Source organism: Vibrio sp. SALL6 (assembly GCF_002002385.1).
Lineage (GTDB): Bacteria > Pseudomonadota > Gammaproteobacteria > Enterobacterales > Vibrionaceae > Vibrio > Vibrio parahaemolyticus.
This window is the reverse complement of record NZ_MQVK01000027.1, coordinates 1-24377: the sequence shown is the minus strand read 5'-3', so window position 1 is coordinate 24377 and position 24377 is coordinate 1. Positions and strand designations below refer to the sequence as shown.

18 protein-coding genes and 1 pseudogene are annotated in these 24377 nt (G+C 46.1%); 7 read left to right on the top strand and 12 right to left on the bottom strand.

Annotation, left to right across the window (positions count from 1 at the left end; all coding sequences use genetic code 11):
* Positions 1 to 97: 97 nt before the first annotated feature.
* Complete coding sequence (locus BIW15_RS18175; protein WP_005480476.1) at positions 98 to 2668, top strand: penicillin-binding protein 1A; 2571 nt, start codon at positions 98 to 100, stop codon at positions 2666 to 2668.
* A gap of 55 nt (positions 2669 to 2723) precedes the next feature.
* On the opposite strand, the gene oxyR is transcribed toward BIW15_RS18175, so the two are convergent.
* Complete coding sequence (gene oxyR / locus BIW15_RS18170) at positions 2724 to 3632, bottom strand: DNA-binding transcriptional regulator OxyR (protein WP_005465160.1); 909 nt, start codon at positions 3630 to 3632, stop codon at positions 2724 to 2726.
* Between the two features lie 170 nt (positions 3633 to 3802).
* Between oxyR and BIW15_RS18165 the strand changes: the two genes are divergently transcribed.
* Positions 3803 to 4531, top strand: coding sequence for a redoxin family protein (locus tag BIW15_RS18165; RefSeq protein ID WP_015297397.1), 729 nt, complete (start codon positions 3803 to 3805; stop codon positions 4529 to 4531).
* A gap of 521 nt (positions 4532 to 5052) precedes the next feature.
* Positions 5053 to 5325: a DUF3624 domain-containing protein gene (locus BIW15_RS18155; RefSeq protein WP_005480479.1), complete on the top strand. Its 273-nt coding sequence runs from the start codon at positions 5053 to 5055 to the stop codon at positions 5323 to 5325.
* Positions 5326 to 5517: 192 nt separating this feature from the next.
* On the opposite strand, the gene argH is transcribed toward BIW15_RS18155, so the two are convergent.
* From argH to argC, 4 genes are all read right to left on the bottom strand, one after another.
* A complete protein-coding gene (argH, locus tag BIW15_RS18150) occupies positions 5518 to 7392 on the bottom strand; it encodes an argininosuccinate lyase (protein WP_005465154.1) in 1875 nt (624 codons plus the stop codon).
* A 239-nt stretch (positions 7393 to 7631) separates the two neighbouring features.
* The gene (locus BIW15_RS18145) at positions 7632 to 8846 is read right to left on the bottom strand and encodes an argininosuccinate synthase (RefSeq protein ID WP_005465152.1); all 1215 of its coding nucleotides are present in this window, start codon (positions 8844 to 8846) and stop codon (positions 7632 to 7634) included.
* An 89-nt stretch (positions 8847 to 8935) separates the two neighbouring features.
* The gene (argB, locus tag BIW15_RS18140) at positions 8936 to 9727 is read right to left on the bottom strand and encodes an acetylglutamate kinase (RefSeq protein WP_005496562.1); all 792 of its coding nucleotides are present in this window, start codon (positions 9725 to 9727) and stop codon (positions 8936 to 8938) included.
* 21 nt (positions 9728 to 9748) lie between these two features.
* Positions 9749 to 10753 (bottom strand): N-acetyl-gamma-glutamyl-phosphate reductase, encoded by a 1005-nt coding sequence (argC, locus tag BIW15_RS18135; protein WP_005465147.1) that lies wholly within the window; start codon positions 10751 to 10753, stop codon positions 9749 to 9751.
* A gap of 144 nt (positions 10754 to 10897) precedes the next feature.
* Between argC and argE the strand changes: the two genes are divergently transcribed.
* From argE to BIW15_RS18120, 3 genes are all read left to right on the top strand, one after another.
* Complete coding sequence (gene argE / locus BIW15_RS18130) at positions 10898 to 12034, top strand: acetylornithine deacetylase (RefSeq protein ID WP_005465145.1); 1137 nt, start codon at positions 10898 to 10900, stop codon at positions 12032 to 12034.
* Between the two features lie 277 nt (positions 12035 to 12311).
* Complete coding sequence (gene ppc / locus BIW15_RS18125) at positions 12312 to 14945, top strand: phosphoenolpyruvate carboxylase (RefSeq protein ID WP_069493363.1); 2634 nt, start codon at positions 12312 to 12314, stop codon at positions 14943 to 14945.
* 438 nt (positions 14946 to 15383) lie between these two features.
* A complete protein-coding gene (locus BIW15_RS18120) occupies positions 15384 to 15923 on the top strand; it encodes a PadR family transcriptional regulator (protein WP_005395734.1) in 540 nt (179 codons plus the stop codon).
* A gap of 70 nt (positions 15924 to 15993) precedes the next feature.
* Here the strand turns inward: BIW15_RS18120 and metF are convergent, their stop codons facing one another.
* The 3 genes from metF to BIW15_RS18105 all read right to left on the bottom strand — a co-directional run bounded on the left by metF (position 15994) and on the right by BIW15_RS18105 (position 20756).
* On the bottom strand, positions 15994 to 16896 hold the full coding sequence (gene metF, locus BIW15_RS18115) for a methylenetetrahydrofolate reductase (protein WP_005465139.1): 903 nt from the start codon (positions 16894 to 16896) through the stop codon (positions 15994 to 15996).
* A 275-nt stretch (positions 16897 to 17171) separates the two neighbouring features.
* Positions 17172 to 19580, bottom strand: a complete 2409-nt coding sequence (locus BIW15_RS18110; RefSeq protein ID WP_025522516.1) for a bifunctional aspartate kinase/homoserine dehydrogenase II — start codon at positions 19578 to 19580, stop codon at positions 17172 to 17174.
* 15 nt (positions 19581 to 19595) lie between these two features.
* Complete coding sequence (locus BIW15_RS18105; RefSeq protein WP_005496548.1) at positions 19596 to 20756, bottom strand: O-succinylhomoserine (thiol)-lyase; 1161 nt, start codon at positions 20754 to 20756, stop codon at positions 19596 to 19598.
* 227 nt (positions 20757 to 20983) lie between these two features.
* On the opposite strand from BIW15_RS18105, the gene metJ reads away from it, so the two are divergent.
* Positions 20984 to 21304 (top strand): met regulon transcriptional regulator MetJ, encoded by a 321-nt coding sequence (gene metJ, locus BIW15_RS18100; protein WP_005432736.1) that lies wholly within the window; start codon positions 20984 to 20986, stop codon positions 21302 to 21304.
* Between the two features lie 109 nt (positions 21305 to 21413).
* Here metJ and BIW15_RS18095 read toward each other — a convergent pair whose 3' ends face one another.
* From BIW15_RS18095 to tuf, 4 genes and pseudogenes are all read right to left on the bottom strand, one after another.
* On the bottom strand, positions 21414 to 22691 hold the full coding sequence (locus BIW15_RS18095) for a malic enzyme-like NAD(P)-binding protein (RefSeq protein ID WP_005465132.1): 1278 nt from the start codon (positions 22689 to 22691) through the stop codon (positions 21414 to 21416).
* A gap of 208 nt (positions 22692 to 22899) precedes the next feature.
* Positions 22900 to 23376: a bacterioferritin gene (bfr, locus tag BIW15_RS18090; RefSeq protein WP_077281398.1), complete on the bottom strand. Its 477-nt coding sequence runs from the start codon at positions 23374 to 23376 to the stop codon at positions 22900 to 22902.
* A 92-nt stretch (positions 23377 to 23468) separates the two neighbouring features.
* Positions 23469 to 23657 carry a (2Fe-2S)-binding protein gene (locus tag BIW15_RS18085; protein WP_005496545.1) on the bottom strand — a complete coding sequence of 63 codons (189 nt, stop codon included), beginning with the start codon at positions 23655 to 23657 and terminating at the stop codon, positions 23469 to 23471.
* Between the two features lie 330 nt (positions 23658 to 23987).
* A pseudogene (gene tuf / locus BIW15_RS18080) lies at positions 23988 to 24377 on the bottom strand (elongation factor Tu); the annotation flags it as partial.

The window sequence follows — 24377 nt, the reverse complement described above, 5'->3', positions numbered from 1 at the left end:
CACCCAAATAAGAGTTAATATCTCTATGTGCTAAATTTTTGACCTAAGAGTACAAGGGTTTGCCGTTACACAGCCTCAACCAATCAGGGATTCTCCGGTGAAGTTCATAAAGCGTTTATTATTTTTAACATTGATTTGCATAATTCTTGGAGTCACCACAATTTTTGGCTTCTATCAGTACGTGAAGCCTGAATTGCCAGACGTTGCAACTCTAAAAGACGTTGAATTACAAACACCTATGCAGGTATTTAGTCAAGACGGGAAGCTGATCGCACAGTTTGGTGAAAAGCGTCGTATTCCTGTTACTTACGATGAAATTCCTCAAGATCTAATTCACGCACTGATCGCCACCGAAGACAGCCGTTTTTACGAGCACCCTGGTATCGATCCAATCGGTATTACTCGTGCAGCTGTCGTGGTTGCTCTTTCCGGCTCAGCAAAGCAAGGCGCGAGTACCATCACTCAGCAGCTAGCGCGTAACTTCTTCTTATCCAACGAGAAGAAACTAATGCGTAAGATCAAAGAGATCTTCATTGCCATTCACATTGAGCAACTGCTGAGCAAACAAGAGATCATGGAACTTTACGTTAACAAGATCTTCCTTGGCTATCGTTCATACGGTTTTGGTGCGGCGGCTCAGGTGTATTTTGGTAAGAGCTTAAATGAGCTCTCGCTTAGTGAAATTGCGACACTGGCGGGGATGCCAAAAGCACCTTCAACCATGAACCCAATTTACTCGCTAGAACGTGCAACAAAACGTCGTAACGTTGTGCTAATGCGTATGCTCGATGAAAAATACATTACGCAAGAACAATTCGATGAAGCACGTAACGAACCAATCATTGCTCGTTACCACAGTGCAGAAATTGAAGTGTCTGCGCCTTACGTTGCCGAACTTGCACGTGCATGGGCAGTAAAAGAGTACGGTGAAGAGAAAGCCTATACGTCGGGTTTGAATATCTACATGACGGTTGACTCTAAACTGCAAGACGCTGCCAATAAGGCTGCGGTAAACAACCTAATGGCTTATGACGAGCGTCATGGTTACCGCGGCGCAGAAAAAGTGTTGTGGAAAGAAGGGGAAGCCGCTTGGGATGCAGAACAAATTGAGAAGCATCTAAAAGGCCAGCCAACTTACGGCGATCTTTACCCTGCTGTCGTGACAAAAGTGGAAGGCAAAACGGCGCAAGTTGTTGTGAAAAATAACGACGCACAAACCATCCCTTGGACTGGCATAAACTGGGCACGCAAATTCCTCACCGATAACCGTCAAGGTTCAACACCAAAATCTGCACAAGAGGTTTTAGCTGCAGGTGAACAAATTTGGGTTCGCGAGCTAACGACGACCGATGAAGATGGCAACACTCAAAGCAGCTGGAAGCTAAGCCAAGTGCCTAGCGCGAACACCGCATTTGTCGCGATGAATCCTGAAAATGGCGGCATTTTGTCACTGGTAGGTGGTTTTAACTTTGTTCACAGCAAGTTTAACCGCGCAACCATGTCCGTGCGTCAGGTTGGTTCTAGTATCAAACCATTTATTTACTCAGCCGCTATCGATAAAGGCCTAACGTTAGCAACTCTGATCAACGACGCGCCAATCAACAAATGGGACGCAGGTTCAGGCTCAGCATGGCGACCAAAGAACTCACCTCCAACTTACGGTGGTCCAACTCGCCTTCGCATTGGCTTAGCGCAATCGAAAAACGTAATGGCGGTTCGTACCTTACGTGAAGTGGGTCTGGATGAAACTCGTCAGTACCTAACTCGCTTTGGATTCGATATCAACGAAGTGCCTCGCTCAGAAACTATCGCCTTGGGTGCGGGTAGCTTAACGCCAATGAAAGTGGCGCAAGGTTACTCGGTTTTTGCAAACGGCGGTTACTATGTTGAGCCGTTCTACGTAGAACGCGTTGAAGATGCATTTGGCGAAGTTTTGTTTAAAGCCAACCCTAAGAGCGTTTGTCATCAAGATTGCCCACAAATGAGCCCACAACCAGAAATGGATCGCTTTGCCAGTGAGTTCGGTGAGCAAGACGTTGCCGTTGATGGCCAAGCTCCAGAGAACGCACTAGAAAATGATGAACCAAAATACGCACCACAAGTGATCTCTGAACAAAACGCATTCTTGATGCGTGAAATGATGTACAGCAACATCTGGGGTGGCGGCAACTGGCGTGAAGGAACTGGCTGGAACGGTACCGGCTGGCGTGCGCAAAAACTTGAGCGTCGTGATATTGGTGGTAAAACTGGTACGACTAACGATTCAAAAGACGCATGGTACAACGGTTATGGTCCGGGCGTGGTTGCTATTGCATGGGTGGGCTTCGATGATCACTCACGCGCATTAGGCCGCACGACGGTGAACAGCAATTTGGGTCAAGGCCAAGTATCTGGTGCTGAATCAGGTGCGAAAACAGCAGAACCAGCATGGATTGACTTTATGCAAGTGGCATTGGAAGGCAAGCCAGAACAAGGCAAGAATATTCCAGATGACATCGTGCGCGTTCGCATCGATCGCAACAGCGGTCTGCTGACTCATAAAGTGGATAGCACGTCCATGTTTGAATACTTTGAGAAAGGCACGGAGCCAACCGAATACGTTGGTAACAGCCTCGAAGACAGCATTTATTCAAGCGGTTCTGGTGGCACAACGGAAGAGTTGTTCTAAACCAAACGAAAGAAAAGATAAGGGGAGAGCGTTGGCTCTCCCCTTTTTTATAACGTTAAGCGGCCATAGAAGATGGCTGCGACTCTAGAATTGCTTTGATTTTCGCTGCTAATGCTTCAAAACGAGCACGCAACGGAGAGCCAGGGCGGTACGCCAAAACAATGCTGCGTGAAGGCGTAGGGTTGACGGCAGGAATGTAGCAAACGCCATCTTTTTGTTTTTCGGCTGGAATAGAAAGCTGAGGCAACAAAGTAATACCCGCTCCCGCAGCAACCATATTACGCAAAGTTTCTAAACTGGTGGCTTTAAAGCGCTCATCATCTTTTGCTCCTGCCGCAAAGCAGAAACCTAACGCTTGGTCGCGTAAGCAATGTCCATCACCTAAAGCCAGCACAGTCTTCCCATTGAGCTCTAACATATCAACCTGGTCGAGCTGTGCCCATTCATGACCACATGGTACAGCAACACTAAGCGGTTCGTTGTACACTTCAATCTCTTTAAATGGGGCAGTTTCCGCCACAGAAGCCAATACCAAGCAGTCCAGCTTCCCTTCCTCTAGCTGGCGAACCAATTGATGAGTTTGAGCTTCATGCAGGAACAGCTCAAGCTCAGGGAACTCTTCTTTCAGCTGTGGAAGAATTTTAGGCAATAGGTACGGGCCAACCGTCGGAATAAAACCGATGTGCATTGGACCGGTCATCGCCCCACTCTGTCCGCTGGCCATATCTTTAAAGGTTTTCACCTCACTCAAAATGCGTTTAGCTTGATCCACCAGCTGTAAACCAGAGTCGGTGAACAACACTCGGCGGCTGCTTCTTTCTAGCAATGCCGTGCCGAGTTCGTCTTCCAGCTTACGTATTTGACCACTAAGCGTTGGCTGACTGACAAAACACGCCTCTGCCGCTTTGCGAAAATGCTTGTGCTCCGCCAGTGCGACTAAGTACTCAAAATCCCGAATATTCATAACACACGATTCGCTTCTATTTGATGATAGTCAATGTCTATCAAAACCATAGCATCAAACGATTAGAGCTATCAAAGGATTTTTACAATAATGGGCTCAACAAAACGAAACAGAGCCAAACGACAAGTCACGCTCTAAACGCTTCAATCGAATATTTTAAAGGAATCAATATGTTTGTATCTAAAGAAGGTCAAAACGTACCACAGGTTACTTTCCCGACTCGCCAAGGTGATACTTGGGTGAACGTTACCTCGGATGATCTATTCAAAGGCAAAACAGTGATCGTATTCAGTTTGCCTGGAGCGTTTACACCGACTTGTTCTTCTAGCCACTTACCTCGTTACAACGAGCTATTCCCTGTGTTCAAAGAACACGGTGTTGATGAAATTTTGTGTATTTCGGTAAACGACACATTCGTTATGAACGCGTGGAAACACGACCAAGAAGCCGAGCACATCACCTTTATTCCAGATGGTAATGGAGAGTTCACCGATGGCATGGGCATGCTCGTGGACAAAAATGACATCGGCTTTGGTAAACGTTCTTGGCGTTACAGCATGTTGGTAAAAGATGGTGTGATTGAGAAGATGTTTATCGAACCAAATGAGCCAGGAGACCCGTTCAAAGTATCGGATGCCGACACTATGCTGAACTACATCGCACCAGAGTACAGAACTCAGGAATCGATCACTGTATTTACCAAGCCTGGTTGTCCTTTCTGTATGAAAGCCAAACAAAACTTGATTGATCACGGTCTTCAATATGAAGAAGTAATTTTGGGGAAAGATGCAACTTCCGTCAGTCTTCGTGCGATTACAGGCCGTACGACCGTCCCGCAAGTATTCATCGGCGGTAAACACATCGGTGGTAGCGAAGAGCTAGAAACTTACCTAGGCTAACCTGTCCATAGCCTACACCCCCGGTCTCCGACGTCTTTGACTCGGAGGCCACCCTGGCTCTTCCCGCTCAAATCTTAGTTCTTAGTTCTTAGTTCTTAGTTCTTAGTTCTTAGTTCTTAAATCGTTCTACTACCTGAATCAACGATTTTAAATACAACACTTTTTGTTCATCATAACGTCTTGTTTCTATTCCCAAGCCAAATACAAAAAAACCTCGCAGATACGAGGCTTTTTTCTGGACTAGAGTTTAATGGATTACATCATCGCATAACGACTCACTAGCACAATCGCGGTGAACCCAATGGTGAAAAATCCCCCGGCAAGTCCTAGTGCTACTCTCAGTTCTGTCGACATTATCTTTTCCTATTTTCGGCTGACGCGGCACCATACACCAGTTACGTGCTACAAAATTTCATCAAAGCTAATTTTCCATTTTTGGGTCCGTACCACCTAACAAGCGCACATGGTAAAGCCTATTCATCTTCTGCTAATCTTGGGCAAGTTGAATTGAGGTAAACATCATGGCTTGTCGTAGCTGCCAAGAACATTGGTTTTGGAAAAAGATCGGTCGTTGTCAACGATGCATGGATCAATTGACCGTACTTTCAGTTGTGTGTTGGATCATTTGGTGGTTTGCTTTTCGCGATCATCCACAAAGCATTGAATCGATCGCCCTGATCTTTGCGGGCTTTGCATTTAACATTTTATTGTTTCTGCACTTATGGATGCGTTTTGTCATCTTGCCGTGGCAGCGTCGTCGCGGGAAACAGAATGGAGAGGATCACCACAAATGACAGATAGAAAAAAGCCCCAAAATCAATCTCGATTCTGGGGCTCTCTTAGATTCTTCTAAGAAAAAGCAGTGGTACTTTAATAGACCGAGCTTCCTCTCAAAGGTTCAAAGTTTTTTCGATTTTTTTAGCAAAAACTTATGTAAATGATCGTTCTCTAATGATATCTGTTTAAATACTAACAAAATCAATACGCTATGCGACATGGCTGCGTTGGATGATCTGTTCAACTAAATTGATCTCTAACGCCACTTCATCACAGGCATGTTGACGCGGGCATTGGTCGCAATCTTTCAACACTTTTTCTGGCAACAGAGACTTAGATGTTGGCAAGAAACTCTGCTTCATAAAGAACTCTGGCGTACGTGTTAGTACGAAGACTTTCTTAATCGCCATTTGACGTGCTTTATCCACCAAATAGTTCACGATCGCGCTGCCTTGCCCTTGTCCTTGCCAACCCGCCTCAATACCGAGCGAGCGAATTTCCGCAAGTCCAGAGTCATACACATACAGAGATGCGCAACCAGTCACTTCACCATGATGTTCAGCAACGGCAAATGAGCCAATGTCGCGAACGAGTTCATTACGAGAACGAGGTAAGTTTTCGCCCATATTCGCCCAGTACGCAACCATGCCCTCAAGCGTTTCGATATCCGTTAAACGTGCAGGACGTACTTTAACGGCCGAACTATCACGCTGCGCCAAACGCTTGTCCGCTTGATCAACGGCATAAGCGACTTGTTTTGGTGACACGCCACCAAGCGCGCTACGTTTTTCTAGACAAGACTCAATCGTTAGGATGTCGTACACATCGTTGTCGATGACGTCAGAGAACTCTTGTAACTCTTGCAGTGACAGCTCTTCCAGTGCACAACCTTTGGCAATCGCGCCAACGACAGCCACACCGACAATATGATGCGCTTCTCGGAAAGGAATGCCTTTCGCGACCAAGTAGTCCGCTAATTCTGTGGCATTGGCGTAGCCTTGTTTCGCGGCTTCTAACGTACGTTCGCCATTAACCTTAATCCCATCGAAACACAACGCTGCCATTTCCATACAGTCGTTCCATGTATCAAGAGCATCGAACAAACCTTCTTTGTCTTCTTGCATGTCTTTGTTGTACGCCAGTGGCAGGGCTTTGACTGTCATCATCATACCAGCAAGTGCGCCGTACACGCGACCAGTCTTACCACGAATGAGCTCTAGCGCATCTGGGTTTTTCTTCTGTGGCATCAATGACGAGCCAGACGTCACTGTATCTGCCAACTCAATGAAGTTCGACTCACCTGAGTTGTAGAAAATCATATCTTCCGCGAGACGTGACAAGTGCAGCATAGAAATAGAAGCGACAGACATCAGTTCCATCACATGGTCACGATCCGATACCGAATCGAGTGAGTTACGCGTAGCACGGTGAAAACCAAGGTTATGCGCCAGTTGTTCACGATCAATTGGGTAAGCTGTACCAGCTAACGCGCCAGAACCTAGCGGACAGGTATCTAAACGTTGCAGCGCATCACTCAGACGTGAGTAATCACGCTCAAACATTTCAACATACGCCAAACACCAATGAGCAAACGTCACAGGCTGAGCACGTTGTAAGTGAGTATAACCAGGCAAAACCGTACCTTGATGCTGTTTCGCCACTTGCACCATTTGCGATTGCAGACGATCAAGCGCAATAAGAAGTTGCTGCCCTTGCTGACGACACCAAAGTTTTAAGTCGGTCGCCACTTGGTCGTTACGAGAACGACCAGTGTGCAGCTTTTTACCTAAGTCGCCGACTTTGCTGATCAACTGTTGTTCCACCCACGAGTGAATGTCTTCAGCATCAGAGCGTAAAATCTGATGCGGATCTTCCATCACTTCGAGTTTCAACTCATTTAAAGCGAGCTCGAGCTTTTGCTGCTCTTCTGCTGATAATACACCAACCGAAAGCAATGCTTTAGACCACGCAATTGAGCCTACGATATCTTGCTCAGCCAATCGGTAGTCGAAACGCAACGAATCGTTGAACTCTTTGAATCTGGTATCTGCCGCTTGGGTAAATCTTCCGCCCCATAATGCCATTGCGTCTCTCCTGATGACTATTGCTTACTCTAACGTGTCTAATGAGTGATGACGAAATCGGTGGTCATTTGCTCACTTTTTCTTATACGCCAACGTTACGGCAATTCAATATAAAAATAAAGTATAAATTCAATATTTTTACATATATATTCATCCCACTTAATTTGCGACTCTTTGGGTAATAAAAAAAGACCCGCCATATGTTGGCAGGTCTTTATTCAATCCGAGATGGGGAGTGATTATTTTTTCTGGCTATTCAATGCACGAATACGGCTTGATAGCGAGTAAAGACGGATGAAGCCACCAGCATGACTTTGATCGTAAACCTCATCTTCACCAAAAGTAGCGAACTCTTCTGAGTACAAGCTGTTGTCAGAACGTTTTTGCGTTACCGTTGCTTGACCTTTGTATAGCTTAACAACCACTTCGCCATTGACGTCTTGTGCTAGCTCTTCTGAGGCAGCAAGAATCGACTTACATAGCGGTGTAAACCAACGACCGTCGTACACAAGGTGAGAGGCTTTTAGACCAAGTTCTTCACGGAACTCGAATGACGATTTGTCTAGCACCAATTGTTCAACTGCGCGCAGAGCTTCCATCATGATGGTACCTCCCGGTGTTTCGTAACAGCCACGAGACTTCATTCCCACCAAACGGTTCTCTACGATATCAATACGACCCACACCGTGTTTTGCGCCTTTTTCGTTTAAGTAAACTAGTGCGTTGTATGGTGTCATCGCTTCACCATCCACTGCCACAACTTCACCTTTTTCGACTTTCAACGTAACGTATTCAGCTTCATTTGGCGCTTGTTCAGGATCAACGGTCCAGACCCAGCAATCTTCGTTTGGTGCATTCCATGTATTTTCAAGCACACCACCTTCGGTAGAAATGTGCCATGCGTTCGCATCACGTGAGTAAATCTTCGTTAGAGACGCTGAGCAAGGAATGTTACGCTCTGCAAGGTAATCCAGACATTGTTCGCGGCTCACTAAATCCCACTCACGCCATGGAGCGATAACGTGTAGATCTGGTGCTAACGCAGCAAATGCACCCTCGAAACGCACTTGGTCGTTACCTTTACCAGTACAGCCGTGACACAATGCGTCCGCGCCCACTTTACGTGCCACTTCAACTTGCGCTTTGGCAATGATTGGACGCGCCATTGATGTACCCAACAGGTATTTGCCTTCGTAGTAAGCACCGGTTTTTAGTGTTGGGTAGATGTAGTCTGCTACCATTTCTTCTTTTAGGTCAGCGATGTAGCACTCTGATGCGCCAGATGCTTTTGCTTTCGCTTCGATGCCTTCAAGCTCTTCAGCACCTTGACCTACATCGGCCACGAAAGCGACGACTTCACAGTCATAATTCTCTTTTAGCCACGGGATGATTACTGAAGTATCTAGACCGCCTGAGTATGCGACTACCACTTTATTTACGTTCACTTTGCTCATGTTTTTTCTCCAAACTTAACTGGCGCTGCGCTCGGCGGTCAGTGCCAACCACTTCCTAATGTTGAATTCTTTAACTGTTTTGCTTCCGCTTATTGAGGCAGAAACTGTGTTCCAATACTTTCACCAGCAAATAACTGCGTGAGTTTTTCTGGGTAGCGCCACGTCGCCACTTCTATCGGACGACCAAGATCGTTTGCAGCTTCGAGAGCAGCTTTCACTTTGACGATCATCCCATCAGTGATCACTTGGCCTTCGATCAGCGCATTGGCTTCTTTCTCAGATAAGCTTTTAAGCAGATGACCTTTGCCATCTAACACACCGCTTACATCTGACAACAGCACCAACTCCGCGTCCAAAGCACCCGCAACGGCAACCGCTGCTTGATCCGCATTCACGTTCATCATTTGACCTTCAGCCGTGAGACCAATAGAGCTGATGATAGGCAGTGCGCCCGTATTTAAAATCGCTTGAAGTAGGCTTGAGTCACCCGGCGTCGCTTTGCCCACCGCGCCTAATTCAGGATCTAACTCTTCGACATGACAAAGGCCACCATCCGCTAGGCTCAAGCCCACCGCATTCAAACCATCGGCAATCGCTTGACCTTGCAGTAACTTATTTGCCGTTCCTGCCAGCGCACCGGCAATGACTGGAATTTGATCGTATGGCGTCACACGTAGACCATGTTTCTTTACGGTCTTAAGTTGAAGTTTCGCCATCAACTCATCCACCAAGTAGCCACCGCCATGAACGATGGCGATTTGTCGCTGCGCCGACTTCTGGTATGCCGCGATGGCACCAAACAGTTGGCTTAAGGTTTGAGTGCAAGATAGAGCCGCACCGCCTAGCTTAATGACTAAAGGAGCTTGATTGGTTTGCGTCATTGCTTTTCCCTCTTTCAACGACTACAGCAACGCTGTCAGTTCTGGGTAACCGTAATGAATATTTAAACACTGCATCGCTTGACTCGATGCACCTTTAAGTAGGTTGTCGATGGCTGAAATCACAATGATGTGTTCGCCTTGCACCTTCCAGCCGATATCGCAGAAAGGGGTATTTTCAACATCCTGAATACGTGGAATGCCATCACCTTTGAGGCGTACGGCTGGCTTACCTTGATAAGCTTGTTCAAAAGCTTGAGCAACTTGTTGCTCCGTTACACCTTGCGCCAACTTCATCGTGACAGTAGCAAGAATGCCGCGTTTAAAGTTGCCAAGATGAGGAGTAAAAATCACATCACATCCTAAATGCTGGGCAATTTCTGGTTGGTGGCGATGATTGAATACACCGTAAGGCTGAAGGCTGACCTCACAAAAACTGTTGGTCATTGAGGCTTTACGCCCTGCGCCAGAGACACCACTTGTCGCGTTAATGACTGGCCACTGTTGAGTGTCCAACAAACCATCAACGAGTAGTGGCTTAATTGCCAACTGCGACGCCGTTGGGTAGCAGCCAGCTACCGCAACTAAAGGAGCGTTTTTAATCTCTTCTTGGTTCCACTCCGCTAAGCCATACGCCGCTTTATCTAGCCAGTTGTTGAATTGATGCTCAAAGCCGTAAAAGGTGTCGTAAAAGCCATCGCTTTTGACACGAAACGCGCCGGACAAATCAAAGACCTGACATCCAGCTTCGAGAAAGATAGGAGCAAGATCATGGCTGACCTCATGAGCCGTAGCTAAAAAAACCACATCAGAGTCTTGCGCAACTTGCTTTGGATCGGTCAACGCATTCACCACCATATCAACCACGTTCGCCAATTTACCGTGTAACTGTGCAATGGTTTTTCCTGCATCGACACTGTTGGCGGAAACGTATAAACCTGATAGCGTGAGTTGTGGGTGTTTATTAACCATGAACGCTAACTCTGCGCCGGTGTAACCGCTGGCTCCGATAATTGTGGTTTTTAGCATTGTGTGACATCCATATACTTAAGGCTCAAAATGATTATTCATATTTAAAATTAGCTTTATTTTGATTTTTTATTCATTAAATATGAGTTAATATGTGTTTTACATTTTTGTGCTCTGTCTGTCAATAGGAGAATTGAAGAATCCATGCAATTACCAACTTTTCTAGAGGTCTATGAAGGACTCATTAGTACCTCTTCGATCAGCTCGACTGATCCAAGCTGGGATCAAGGCAATGCCAAAGTGATCGAGAAACTCGCCACTTGGTTTAAAGATCTTGGTTTTCACGTTGAGGTGATCGAAGTCGAATCAGGCAAACACAATATGATTGCACGCATGGGCGAAGGCGAAGGCGGTCTGCTGCTTGCTGGGCACAGCGATACCGTGCCATTTGATGAAGGACGCTGGAGCTTTGATCCCCATAAGCTCACAGAGAAAGACAACCGCTTCTACGGTCTGGGTACGGCAGACATGAAAGGCTTTTTTGCTTTCATTTATGAAGCAGTAAAAAAGGTGGATTGGAGCAAGCAAAACAAACCGCTTTACGTATTGGCCACCTGTGATGAAGAAACTACCATGCTCGGTGCAAGACACTTCACCACGAACGCGCCGTTCAAGCCGGATTACTGCATCATTGGAGAACCCACTAGCTTAGTTCCTATTCGTGGTCACAAAGGGCATGTCGCCAATGCGATTCGGGTTACCGGTAAATCCGGCCACTCCTCTGACCCAGCTTTGGGCGTCAACGCGATTGAAATCATGCATGAAGTGTTGTTTGCGATGATGCAACTGCGCGACAAACTCATTAAAGAGTATCACCACCCAGGATTTGCCATCCCTAGTCCAACATTGAACTTAGGCCATATCCATGGCGGTGATAGTGCCAACCGTATTTGTGGTTGTTGCGAGTTGCACTATGACGTTCGCCCATTGCCGGGCATCAGTTTGGACGGTTTAGAAAACATGCTGCGCAGCGCACTACAAGAAGTAGAAGCTAAATGGCCGGGACGAATCGACATCGTACCGTTGCATGAGCCAATTCCAGGATATGAATGTCAGCACGATCATCCATTTATCGGTGGTGTTGAAGAGATCTGTCAAACCAGTTCGCAAACCGTCAACTACTGCACGGAAGCGCCTTTCTTGCAGCAACTGTGTCCGACTCTGGTACTTGGCCCTGGTTCTATCGAACAAGCGCACCAACCAGATGAGTTTCTCTCCTTTGATTTTATCGACCCAACCATTGATGTGCTCTCAAAGGCGATGGTTAAGTATTGTTGTTGATTGAGTTTAAAAAAAGCCTTTATGCAGCTCCGATGAGCTGCATATTTTGGCTCTCAAAGCACAAGGTTTTATGCACCGTTAACACGAATTTAACTTGTTATTTTGTAATTAATTTTCACTTTTAATTCTATGCCCGTCGAAACTTTGCTCTAAATCAGGAGAGACGCCGAATAATTGCAAACTTAGTCTGCTTTATTTGACTAGAACTGGTGCTTTTCGCTAGATTGGAGTCTTAACAAGGACAATGGATGTAGTTTTTTTACGAGGCAGGACGACAATGAACGAGAAATACGCCGCACTTAAAAGCAATGTGCGCATGTTAGGCCACTTACTGGGTAACACGATTCGCGATGCCCACGGCGAAGAAATCTTCGAGAAAGTGGAGACCATTCGTAAATTATCCAAATCGGCTCAAGCAGGTAATCAAGCAGACAGGGAAAGCTTGATAGAAGAAATCAAACACCTACCCGATGAGCAACTAACGCCAGTCACCCGTGCGTTTAACCAATTTCTAAACCTCACCAATATTGCCGAGCAATACCACACCATTTCACGTCACTGTGAAGAGCACATCTGTGAACCAGACGCGATCAACTCGCTGTTTTCAAAACTGGTACAAAACGATGTTAGCAAACTCGATACCGCTCAAGCGGTACGTGATTTGAATATTGAACTGGTATTAACCGCGCACCCAACGGAAATCACTCGCCGCACCATGATCAATAAACTGGTCAAGATCAACGAGTGTTTATCCAAACTCGAACTCAGCGACCTGTCTTCTAAAGAACGCAAAAAAACAGAGCGTCGCTTAGAGCAACTTATCGCACAAAGCTGGCATTCTGACGTGATTCGTCAACAACGCCCTACTCCATTGGATGAAGCGAAATGGGGCTTTGCCGTAGTAGAAAACTCACTGTGGGAAGCTGTGCCAGATTTCCTACGTGAAATGAATGATCGTCTGAAGTCTTACCTAGGTGAAGGTTTACCAATTGATGCTCGTCCAGTGCATTTCTCTTCTTGGATGGGGGGTGACCGTGATGGCAACCCGTTCGTTACTCATAGCGTAACGCGTGAAGTACTGCTTCTGTCTCGTTGGAAAGCCGCTGACCTTTATCTCAATGACATCAATGAATTGATCAGCGAACTCTCTATGACCGTTTCTAACGATCAAGTTCGTGAACTTGCTGGTGAAGATCAACATGAACCATACCGCGCAATCCTGAAACAACTACGTGCTCTGCTCAATGACACCAAAGATATTCTTGATGCGAAGATCCACGGTCAAAAACTGGCAGTCAAAGCACCGCTACAAAAAGTTGAACAGCTTTGGGATCCTCTGTACGCGTGTTACCAATCACTGCATGAGTGCGGCATGGGCGTCATCGCTGACGGCTCGTTGCTAGATACGCTGCGTCGTGTGAAAGCGTTTGGCGTTCACCTAGTTCGTCTTGATATCCGCCAGGAAAGTACGCGCCACGCAGATGTACTCTCTGAGCTGACTCGATACCTCGGCATTGGTGATTACGAACAGTGGAGCGAGCAAGATAAAATTGCTTTCCTCACCAATGAACTTGCGTCTAAACGTCCGCTATTGCCGCGCGATTGGGAACCATCAGAGCCTGTCAAAGAGGTTTTAGACACCTGTAAGATCATCGCTCTGCAACCGCGCGAAGCGTTCGGTGCTTACGTCATCTCAATGGCTCGTACCGCCTCAGACGTACTCGCTGTACACCTATTACTGCAAGAAGCTGGCTGCCCTTACCGTATGGATGTTTGTCCTCTGTTCGAAACTCTAGACGACTTGAACAATGCGGAATCGGTCATTAAGCAGCTAATGAGCATCGACCTTTACCGTGGCTTTATTCAAAACCACCAAATGGTCATGATCGGCTACTCTGATTCAGCAAAAGATGCGGGTGTCATGTCGGCAGGCTGGGCTCAGTACCATGCTATGGAATCTCTAGTTAAAGTGGCAGAAGACGAAGGTGTTGAGCTGACTCTGTTCCATGGTCGTGGCGGCACCGTTGGTCGCGGCGGCGCACCTGCACACGCGGCTCTGCTGTCTCAACCACCAAAGAGCTTGAAAGGCGGGTTACGCGTAACAGAACAAGGCGAAATGATCCGCTTTAAACTGGGTCTACCAGATGTTGCGGTAAACAGCTTCAACTTGTATGCAAGCGCCATTTTGGAAGCAAATCTACTGCCACCACCAGAGCCAAAACAAGAATGGCGCGACTTGATGGAAGTGCTGTCGGAAGTGAGCTGTGAAGCTTACCGTGGCGTCGTCCGTGGCGAACCAGATTTTGTTCCATACTTCCGTCAAGCGACGCCTGAACTAGAGCTAGGCAAACTGCCGCTTGGTTCACGCCCTGCGAAACGTAATCCAAATGGCGGTGTAGAAAGCTTACGTGCAATTCCTTGGATCTTCTCGTGGAGCCAAAACCGTTTGGTGCTTCCGGCTTGGTTAGGCGCAGGTGAAGCTATTCAGTACTCAGTAGACAAAGGTCATCAGGCGCTACTGGAAGAAATGTGTCGCGAATGGCCGTTCTTCTCAACTCGCCTAGGTATGCTTGAGATGGTGTACACCAAGTGCAACATGGAAATCTCTCGCTACTATGACCAACGCCTAGTTGAACCTCAACTTCAACCATTGGGTGACCGACTGCGTGAACAGCTTCAACGTGATATTAAGTCCGTACTGAACGTAGAGAACAACGAAAACCTAATGCAAAGCGACCCATGGGGCCAAGAATCAATTCGCCTACGTAACATCTACGTAGAGCCATTGAACATGCTTCAAGCTGAATTGCTATACCGTACTCGTCAAACAGAAGAGGCTTCTGCAAACCTTGAAGAGGCTCTGATGGTGACCATCGCGGGTATTGCAGCAGGTATGCGTAATACGGGTTAAAAATAACCATTCATAATACAAAAGGCTGAGTTCATACTCAGCCTTTCTTATATTCATAACTTCCAACCACATAATTGCGCAGCAAATAACCAGATATTTACACTACAAAAAACCCATAAAATACCAACAAATTAGAATTATTGACTACAAAATAACTCTATTGAGTATTATGTTAGTTTTTCAGGGTAATTTTGTCCTAGTATTCCACTTCATGCTTATTATTTATATACTACTTGCCTGCTGAGAGCTCATAAATCCAATCATACCTGCTCCAGCCCTGATGGGGATCCCCATCTCTAGGTGATAAACGGCTTTAAGGTGACAGGACCAACTTTGTTGGTGCTACTTATTACATTAAAAAACTCAAGCGCCAGTAAGAGCGCAGCTGAAAGTGTAAGTAGCTTGTTTACAAGTTTATTGACCATTTGGATTGAAGACATGTCATTACCACACGTAATCTTAACTGTTCTTAGCACTCGCGACGCAACCGGTTACGATATCACTAAAGAATTCTCTGCTAGCATCGGTTACTTCTGGAAAGCAAGCCACCAACAAGTTTACCGTGAACTAAATAAAATGGCCGAGAAAGAGCTGGTTACTTGCGTACTAGAACCTCAAGAAGGCAAACCAGACCGTAAGGTTTACTCCATCACAGATGCAGGCCGTAGCGCTCTTGGAGAATGGTTTGATCAACCAACTGCACACCCAACCGTTCGTGATGAATTTTCAGCGAAACTTATGGCTTGTGCTGTTCAACCATCAACACCTTTCCGTGATCAACTAGCAGAACTTGTTGAAGAGTCTCGTAAACTGGTTTCTCACTACAAAGAAATTGAAGCTGCTTACTACGCAACGCCTTCAACTTTGGACAAACAAGCTCGTTTAGAGCGCCTAACGCTTCGTCGTAACCTACTGTTACGTGAAACGTGGATCACTTGGGCAGAAGAAGTCCTAACAGAACTTGAAGTGATTGGTTAATTTCCTTTTACTTAGAGACAACGAAAAAGGCTTGCCACTTGGCAAGCCTTTTGTCTTTTTGAAACCGGATTTACGCTTCTACGGCTACACGAGGGCGAACACCCAAAGTATGGCATAGCGCATAAGTCATCTCCGCACGATTCAGCGTATAGAAGTGGAAATCTTTTACACCTTCGCGACTTAGTACACGAACCATATCAATAGCTTGGCTTGCACCTACAAGTTGGCGAGTCACAGGATCATCATCCAAACCTTCAAACTGTTTGCTCATCCATCCTGGCACTTTAACATTGTTCTGCGCTGCAAAGCGTGAGGCTTGCTTAAAGTTCGATACTGGCAAAATACCCGGTACGATTTCTACATCGATTCCCGCCGCAACACAGCGGTCACGAAAACGCAGATAAGATTCCACATCAAAGAAGAACTGAGTAATGGCACGGTTTGCACCAGCATCCACTTTACGTTTTAAGTTTAGCAGATCCGATTGAGCACTTTTTGCCTCTGGATGCACTTCTGGAAAAGCCGCCACAGAAATATCAAAATCGTGACGAGATTTTAGTAGCTCAACCAAGTCCGAAGCATACATATCTGGAGCACCGCCACCAGGTGGGATGTCACCACGCAGCGCAACGATATTTTCGATGCCGTTATTCCAGTAATCATCAGCAATCTCAATCAACTCTGAACGTGTTGCATCGATACAAGTGAGGTGAGGCGCAGCAACTAAACCGGTCTCTGCTTTGATTTCCTTGATAATGGAGTGAGTTCTATCACGCTCACCAGAGTTTGCTCCGTATGTTACCGAAACAAATTTAGGCTTGAGCGTTTTGAGACGATGCACAGAGTTCCACAGTGTTTCTTCCATCTTTTCACTGCTTGGCGGAAAAAACTCAAACGAGACATTAATATTATCTGACAACTCAGCGATATTCTGGTTTAAGGCGTCGATATGGCCTGCGTGCGTGTATCCCATCTTACTCTCCCTGTGGCACTCCGCCACGAAATCAAAATCCTTGAATCGACGTTTAGACGTCTATATGTCTACAGAATGTATTGAATGTGATTTAATGTCAACCTTGTGATTATGAATTTTTCTCACGTTAATAATGAGGATAGTTCAAGTTAATTCGCATCTGCTATTTACTCATAACAACGTTTGAAAATGGCGAATCTTATTTTAAGTATGGCACTGAGGAAGGAATAAAAAACCCCGGATGAATTCCAGGGTTTTTAGGTATCTCGCAAAGTTTAGAATAATCCAGCTAAGCGGTTGAGATCCGATTGGATTGCACCAGCGGTCACCTCGCGTCCTGCACCTGGGCCACGAATCACCAAAGGGTTGTCCTTGTACCATTTACTTTCAATAGCAAAAATGTTGTCGCATGGCAGCAAGTTAGCCAGCGCATGTTCGCGCGGTAATGCTTCTACGCCCACCGTCGCTTTGCCATTTTTCTCTAAGCGCGCCACATATCGAAGCACCTGCTCATCTCTTTGTGCTTTGGTTAGACGCTCTTGAAGAATCTCACTGAGCAGTGCGCCATTATCAAAGAACTCATCCAAACTCAGAGAGCGCAGCTCTTCAGGCACCAGTGATTCCACTTTTACGCTATCCGGTTCAATATCCAGACCAGACTCACGCGCTAAGATAACCAGTTTACGCATGACATCCGAACCATCTAAATCAGCACGCGGATCCGGTTCTGTTAATCCTTGTTGCCACGCTAAATCGACCAACTCATTAAACGGCACCGAGCCATCAAACTGCTGGAACAGCCAAGAAAGTGTTCCAGAGAAGATTCCGGATAGCGCCACAATCTCGTCACCACTTTCACGCAGATCTCGCACGGTATGGTTGATAGGTAACCCAGCCCCAACCGTCGCGTTGTAGAGCCAGTAACGACCGATTTTCGCGAATGCATCTTGCACTTGATGGTAATACTGACTGTCGGCAGAGCCTGCAACTTTGTTAGCAGAAATTAAATGGATGCCTTGCTGAGCGATATCAACATAACGTTGCGCCAACTCTTTGCTCGCAGTCACGTCCAATACCACGGCTTCATCATAACCTTGTAAATCACCTAACCGACTCAGCCACGCCCCATCGTTCTCAATACTTTCTTCATCAAACCTGTCGGCAACCGCCGCCGCATCGATACCCTTTTCATCAAACCAATATGTCTGGCTATCGACAACGGCGACTAAGTCAAAGCTCATACCGTGGCGTTTTTCGAGTTCTGTTTTCTGAGTCGCAAATAGATTTAACCAGCTAGAACCGATATTGCCTTTGCCACATAACGCTACCGCTACGCGCTTTTGCGCTTGGAATAACTGGCTGTGAATCAACTGCACTAATGCTTCGGTATCGGTGCGACGTAGTACCGCAACTAGGCTTAAACCTGATTCAGTTTCAGAAACAAATTCAACTGGTGCGTGCTTCAATTTTTGGTAAAAACCAAAACAATGGTTGGCATTCTTCGTTACGCCCGCTCCGACAGCGGCCACAAGTGAATAGCCTTCTTTGAGTTTGATTTCAGCTTCAACCGCAAGATCTTGTAGATACTTCAGCGCACCTGTCGCAATCTCTGCGGTGTACGCTAAGCGTAATTTTTGCTGATCGGCTTGGGCTTCGTAAGAGAGTGGCTCGAGTTGCGCACGTTGAAGAGACTTTAAAACATCACTTTGGGTTTTGTTGAAGTCATGACCATGTCTAAAGGACAATTGAATCAACAATACCTCATCCAAAGAAGTGATGATTTTTGCTCCACGCCCAGAAGCAAGTACACGCTCAATACGTGTTGAACCTGATTCAGGTTGATAACTGCACTTGAGGCTTAAGTCCATCGTGCTTTGCGCGACAGGTTGTAACGTACGGCTATGCAAAACCGGCGCTGCAAGGCGGGCCAGTTCACTCGCTTCGTCTAAGCGCAGTAAAGGCAACAGACATGCGTCCGACACCAAACGAGGATCCGCACTGTAAACGCCAGCAACATCACTCCAAATGGTTACGGTTGTCACTTCCGCCAAAGCTCCGATTACGGTTGCGGAATAATCCGAGCCATTCCGCCCCAACAGCACGGTTTCTCCTGCCTCATTTTGCGCCATAAATCCGGTGATGATGACGCGTTTGTGGCTGTGTTGCGCCAACGCCTCCTTAATCAGGGGATAAGAACGCGCACGGTCAACTTCCGGTTGAGTACCAGCTTCTGCACGTAAAAATGCACGTGCATCTTGTGCGACCGCAGGAACATTTTGTTGTGAAAGCAAGGCAGCCAATAAACGTGAAGACCACACTTCACCGTGACCCAACACTGCCGCTTTTTGCGCATCCGTCAGTGGTGCAGCCAGCTCGGCTAAGGTACTGAACTCATCGTGCAAAGAAGCGAGCAATTGCGTCTGCACCTCGCCTTCTAATAAAGATTCAATTAGCTCCGACTGGAATTGTCTTAAGCCTTGCAGTGCTTCATGCGCAATACGGCCATCTTTGTCTAAACCTTCCAGAAACTCGATCAAGCGATTAGTGGTCTTCCCCGCGGCAGATACCACCACCAGATCATTCTCGACAGAGTATTCTTTAAGAATATCGGCCACACGTAAGTAACATTCAGGGTTTGCTAAGCTGCTGCCACCAAATTTATGTAACTGACGCTGTACACTCATTTTTTAGTTCTCCTATTACTGAGCAGCTTTTACAAAGGCTTGATCGAGATCGGCAATCAGGTCTTGTGCATCTTCTAAACCCACAGACAAACGAAGCAGCTGATGCGACACGCCCGCTTCCGCTAACGCCTCTTCCCCCATGGCTCGATGCGTCATAGATGCGGGGTGACAAATCAAACTCTCCACGCCACCAAGCGACTCTGCAAGAGAAAACAGTTCGAGCTCTTTAACAAACACTTTAAGTTGCTCAAATGAGCCTGCAAATTCAAAGCTCAACATAGACCCAAAACCCGACTGCTGCTTTTTCGCGATTTCGTGACCAGGGTGATCTGGCAAGCTCGGATGGTAAATCTTCGCGACCAAAGCCTGCTGTTGTAGGTAGTTGAGTACGTGTTGAGAGCTTTCTTCGTGCACTCGCATACGGGCGCCTAAAGTGCGGATCCCACGCAACGTCATGTAACTATCGAAAGGCGTACCCGTGGCGCCAATACAGTTTCCCCACCATGCAAGTTCTTCTGCGTGCGCTTCTGTTTTGGTGATCACCACACCACCAATCACGTCCGAGTGACCATTAATGTATTTTGTGGTTGAGTGGATAACAAAATCAGCACCGAGATCCAAAGGCTTTTGGTACACCGGAGTCAAAAAGGTATTGTCTACCGCAACCAAAGCGCCCACTTGTTTGGCTTTTTCGCATACCGCAGCAATATCAACCACACGAACCAAAGGGTTCGATGGAGTTTCTAACAAAATAAGCTTTGGCTTTTTCGCTAGTGCAGCCTCTAGAGCTTGCTCATCCGATTGATCAACGAACTGCACTTTGAAGTCGCCTTTGTTAGCTCGTGTATTGAACAAACGGTATGTGCCACCATAGCAATCATGCGGTGCAACAATCAGATCATCTGGCCCAAGAAAAGCCGATACCCACAAGTTAAGTGCGGAAGTACCGCAGTTAGTCACCACTGCGCCTTTGCCAGACTCTAACTCTGATAACGCACTCTCTAGCAAACCACGGTTTGGGTTACCTGAACGCGTGTAATCGTATTTAGGGACTTCACCAAAAGCAGGGAAACCATAGTTGGTTGAAAGGTAGATTGGTGGAACAACAGCGTGGTATTGGCTGTCTGATTCGATACCAGTGCGTACAGCAATGGTCGCAGGCTTGCGGGTGCTCATGGGTGTATCCTTTCACAGGTGATGACTTCTAAATAGGAATGCGCTATATCTAATTTGTCAGATCTATCTGAACAACACTCTTCCTTAACTGTTCTGTTCACTTTACTTGTCAAAAAATGAGACGTCAACACTTCTAGACGTCTATATGTCTTTGCTTGTGGCAGTAAATGCAGCTAAAATCAGCACCTATATTAATTTTCAACTTATTACATAAATGAAGGTGTGCAATGGCTGACTGGAATGGCGAATACATTAGCCCATATGCTGAGCACGGTAAAAAAAGCGAACAAGTAAAAAAAATTACCGTTTCTATCCCGCTAAAAGTTTTAAAAGTGCTGACTGATGAGCGTACTCGTCGTCAGATCAATAACTTACGCCATGCAACCAACAGCGAACTACTATGTGAAGCATTCCTGCACGCATATACAGGTCAGCCATTACCAACGGATGAAGACCTTCGTAAAGACAGACCGGATGACATTCCAACTGAAGCAAAAGCGTTAATGACGGCGATGGGTATCGAATTCGAAGCATTTGACGAAGAATAATTGCTTACAAATTCATCCGCTTTAGGAGCTGCGCCGGGGGCAGTTTTTGGAGATATAAAAAATGGGACGTCAATGCGTCCCATTTTTGTGTTCAATGTGGCTGAGTAAATTACTCTGCCATGTAGTTTTCTGGCATCTCGATACGAGCAACACCGGAATCTACTGCCGCTTGAGCTACCGCTTTTGCTACGCGAGGTAGTAGACGTGGATCCATTGGCTTAGGAATGATGTAGTCGCTACCAAATTCTAGCTTCTCAACACCTGCAGCTTTTAGTACCGATTCAGGTACAGGCTCTTTTGCCAATGCACGAATTGCGTCAACCGCTGCCAGCTTCATGTCGTCATTGATTTCACTCGCACGTACATCTAACGCTCCACGGAAAATGAAAGGGAAACACAACACGTTGTTCACTTGGTTTGGATAATCACTGCGACCAGTACCCATAATTAAGTCATCACGCACTGCGTGTGCTAGCTCAGGTTTGATTTCAGGATCTGGGTTCGAACAAGCAAACACAACTGGCTTGTCAGCCATGAGTTTCAACGCTTCTGGCGGCAATAGATTTGGACCAGATACACCTAGGAATAGGTCTGCACCTTCGATCACATCTTCTAGTGTGCGCTTATCTGTATTGTTTGCGAACAGTTGCTTGTACTCATTCAGATCATCACGACGAGTATGGATCACCCCTTTGCGATCCAGCATGTAGATCTTCTCGCGCATTGCGCCACACTTGATAAGCAGCTCCATACACGCAACGGCTGCAGCACCAGCACCAAGACAAACAATCGTTGAATCTTCAAGCTTCTTACCCTGCAGCTCGATAGCATTGAGCATACCTGCAGCTGTCACGATAGCCGTACCATGTTGATCATCGTGGAATACTGGTACATCACAACGCTCAATCAAACGCTTTTCAATTTCAAAACAGTCTGGTGCTTTGATGTCTTCAAGGTTGATACCACCGAAAGTGTCAGCAATGTTCGCAACCGTATCAACGAACTCGTCGATCGTGCGATGCTTCACTTCAATATCAATTGAATCAAGGCCAGCAAAACGCTTAAACAGTAACGCTTTACCTTCCATTACAGGCTTAGAGGCAAGTGGGCCAAGGTTACCTAGACCAAGAATAGCGGTACCGTTTGAAATAACCGCAACCATGTTGCCTTTCGCCGTGTACTTGTACACGTTGTCAGGGTTTTGTGCGATTTCACGTACAGGCTCAGCCACGCCAGGGCTGTATGCAAGAGCAAGGTCACCAGCAGTTTCTGCTGGTTTAGTTAATTCGACAGCGATTTTACCTGGGGTTGGGTAAGCATGGTAATCCAGAGCTTTTTGGCGATGTTCTTCTTCTGGGGTGGCTGCTTGGCGATTGTCTTCAGACATGGATCGTTTCTCTTTGTTATTTTTAGGTAAGGGGGCATAAATTCTAAAGGATAGAAATCAATCTTCATAGGTAAGATTGCGAGCAATATCCTTAAAAATCCGATAATAAAAGAGATTAGACCAGATAAGTGTGTTAAGCACCTGATTTTCTGGTCAGGTGCTCTTTTTATGATATGAATTCTTTTTGAACAATGCGTCAGTATGTTCGTTACTCTTCATCGACATACTGAGCTTGAAGGTAGTTTTCAATGCCTGACATTTCAATCAAGCCAAGTTGGGTCTCAAGCCAGTCCACATGCTCTTCTTCATCTTCGAGAATATCTTGAAATAAATCACGCGAAACATAGTCGCGAATATCTTCGGCATAGGCAATCGCATCTTTTAGATCAGAAATGGCCGCCATCTCCAGTTTAAGGTCGCATTCGAGCATTTCCTTAGTATCTTCACCAATCATTAGCTTTCCAAGATCTTGAAGGTTCGGTAATCCCTCCAAGAACAAGATCCGCTCGATAAGGTGGTCAGCATGCTTCATTTCATCAATCGACTCGTGGTATTCCTTATCGGCAAGGTGCTTTAACCCCCAGTCTTTATACATACGAGCATGAAGAAAATATTGATTGATAGCGATGAGCTCGTTACCGAGCACTTTATTGAGATGTTGGATGATGATTGGATCGCCTTTCATGACAAAGCCCTCCTATTTGGCTTCTATTAACTTTAGAAGCAAATGAGAAGGTGTCAAAGAGACCAAGTAATCCTCAAAAAGCGATGAGGTAGTTAACTGGCTTGTCTTAATTCGGTGTAATGTGTTTCTGCTAGGATTTCTTTCGCCTGCTTAATGCACTTACCACACTGGCTCCCCAAAGCAGTGCATCTCTTAATGCCTCGAATATCAGTTACACCCTCATCTATCGCCAACTTCCTAATTTTTTTGTCGGAGACGCCATGGCAAAGACAAACGTACATATAAAAACCTTTCTAATAAAAACCGAAGACCAGAATATAAACGGGAATGGTTATTGTTACTACTCGTATTGAGGAAGTATTGAGAACATTTCGTTATATAGGTTTTTGTTCGGAAAGAGAGGATCAATCACTTATGAGGGAACTGCGAATCAGAAAAAACATACTTCAAGTAAGAGGTTGTTTTTTAAAAACAAGAAGGGAGCACCTTCAGTTTGTGCTTATAACTAAATAAAAAACAAATACGAAAAAGGGAAGCCGAAGCCTCCCTTTTCTTGATGCGCTTTCTTCAAAAAGAAGAAGAGTGCAAGATTTCGTTTAATTCGTTAAGAATTATTCGAAGATCTTAGCAACAACACCAGCACCTACTGTACGGCCACCTTCACGGATAGCGAAACGTAGACCTTCGTCCATTGCGATTGGTGCAATTAGCTCAACAACCATTTGGATGTTGTCGCCTGGCATTACCATTTCTACGCCTTCTGGTAGAGAGATATCGCCAGTTACGTCAGTTGTACGGAAGTAGAACTGTGGACGGTAACCTTTGAAGAAAGGAGTGTGACGACCGCCTTCTTCTTTAGATAGTACGTATACTTCTGATTCGAACTTAGTGTGTGGAGTGATTGAACCAGGCTTAGCTAGTACTTGACCACGTTCAACTTCGTCACGCTTAGTACCACGTAGAAGTGCACCAACGTTCTCACCTGCACGGCCTTCGTCTAG

Excerpts from the sequence above, each read along its gene's own strand:
- oxyR (WP_005465160.1), bottom strand. The coding sequence starts at position 3,632 with ATGAATATTCGGGATTTTGAGTACTTAGTCGCACTGGCGGAGCACAAG.
- BIW15_RS18165 (WP_015297397.1), top strand. The coding sequence starts at position 3,803 with ATGTTTGTATCTAAAGAAGGTCAAAACGTACCACAGGTTACTTTCCCG.
- BIW15_RS18155 (WP_005480479.1), top strand. The coding sequence starts at position 5,053 with ATGGCTTGTCGTAGCTGCCAAGAACATTGGTTTTGGAAAAAGATCGGT.
- argH (WP_005465154.1), bottom strand. The coding sequence starts at position 7,392 with ATGGCATTATGGGGCGGAAGATTTACCCAAGCGGCAGATACCAGATTC.
- BIW15_RS18145 (WP_005465152.1), bottom strand. The coding sequence starts at position 8,846 with ATGAGCAAAGTGAACGTAAATAAAGTGGTAGTCGCATACTCAGGCGGT.
- argB (WP_005496562.1), bottom strand. The coding sequence starts at position 9,727 with ATGACGCAAACCAATCAAGCTCCTTTAGTCATTAAGCTAGGCGGTGCG.
- argC (WP_005465147.1), bottom strand. The coding sequence starts at position 10,753 with ATGCTAAAAACCACAATTATCGGAGCCAGCGGTTACACCGGCGCAGAG.
- argE (WP_005465145.1), top strand. The coding sequence starts at position 10,898 with ATGCAATTACCAACTTTTCTAGAGGTCTATGAAGGACTCATTAGTACC.
- ppc (WP_069493363.1), top strand. The coding sequence starts at position 12,312 with ATGAACGAGAAATACGCCGCACTTAAAAGCAATGTGCGCATGTTAGGC.
- BIW15_RS18120 (WP_005395734.1), top strand. The coding sequence starts at position 15,384 with ATGTCATTACCACACGTAATCTTAACTGTTCTTAGCACTCGCGACGCA.
- metF (WP_005465139.1), bottom strand. The coding sequence starts at position 16,896 with ATGGGATACACGCACGCAGGCCATATCGACGCCTTAAACCAGAATATC.
- BIW15_RS18110 (WP_025522516.1), bottom strand. The coding sequence starts at position 19,580 with ATGAGTGTACAGCGTCAGTTACATAAATTTGGTGGCAGCAGCTTAGCA.
- BIW15_RS18105 (WP_005496548.1), bottom strand. The coding sequence starts at position 20,756 with ATGAGCACCCGCAAGCCTGCGACCATTGCTGTACGCACTGGTATCGAA.
- metJ (WP_005432736.1), top strand. The coding sequence starts at position 20,984 with ATGGCTGACTGGAATGGCGAATACATTAGCCCATATGCTGAGCACGGT.
- BIW15_RS18095 (WP_005465132.1), bottom strand. The coding sequence starts at position 22,691 with ATGTCTGAAGACAATCGCCAAGCAGCCACCCCAGAAGAAGAACATCGC.
- bfr (WP_077281398.1), bottom strand. The coding sequence starts at position 23,376 with ATGAAAGGCGATCCAATCATCATCCAACATCTCAATAAAGTGCTCGGT.
- BIW15_RS18085 (WP_005496545.1), bottom strand. The coding sequence starts at position 23,657 with ATGTACGTTTGTCTTTGCCATGGCGTCTCCGACAAAAAAATTAGGAAG.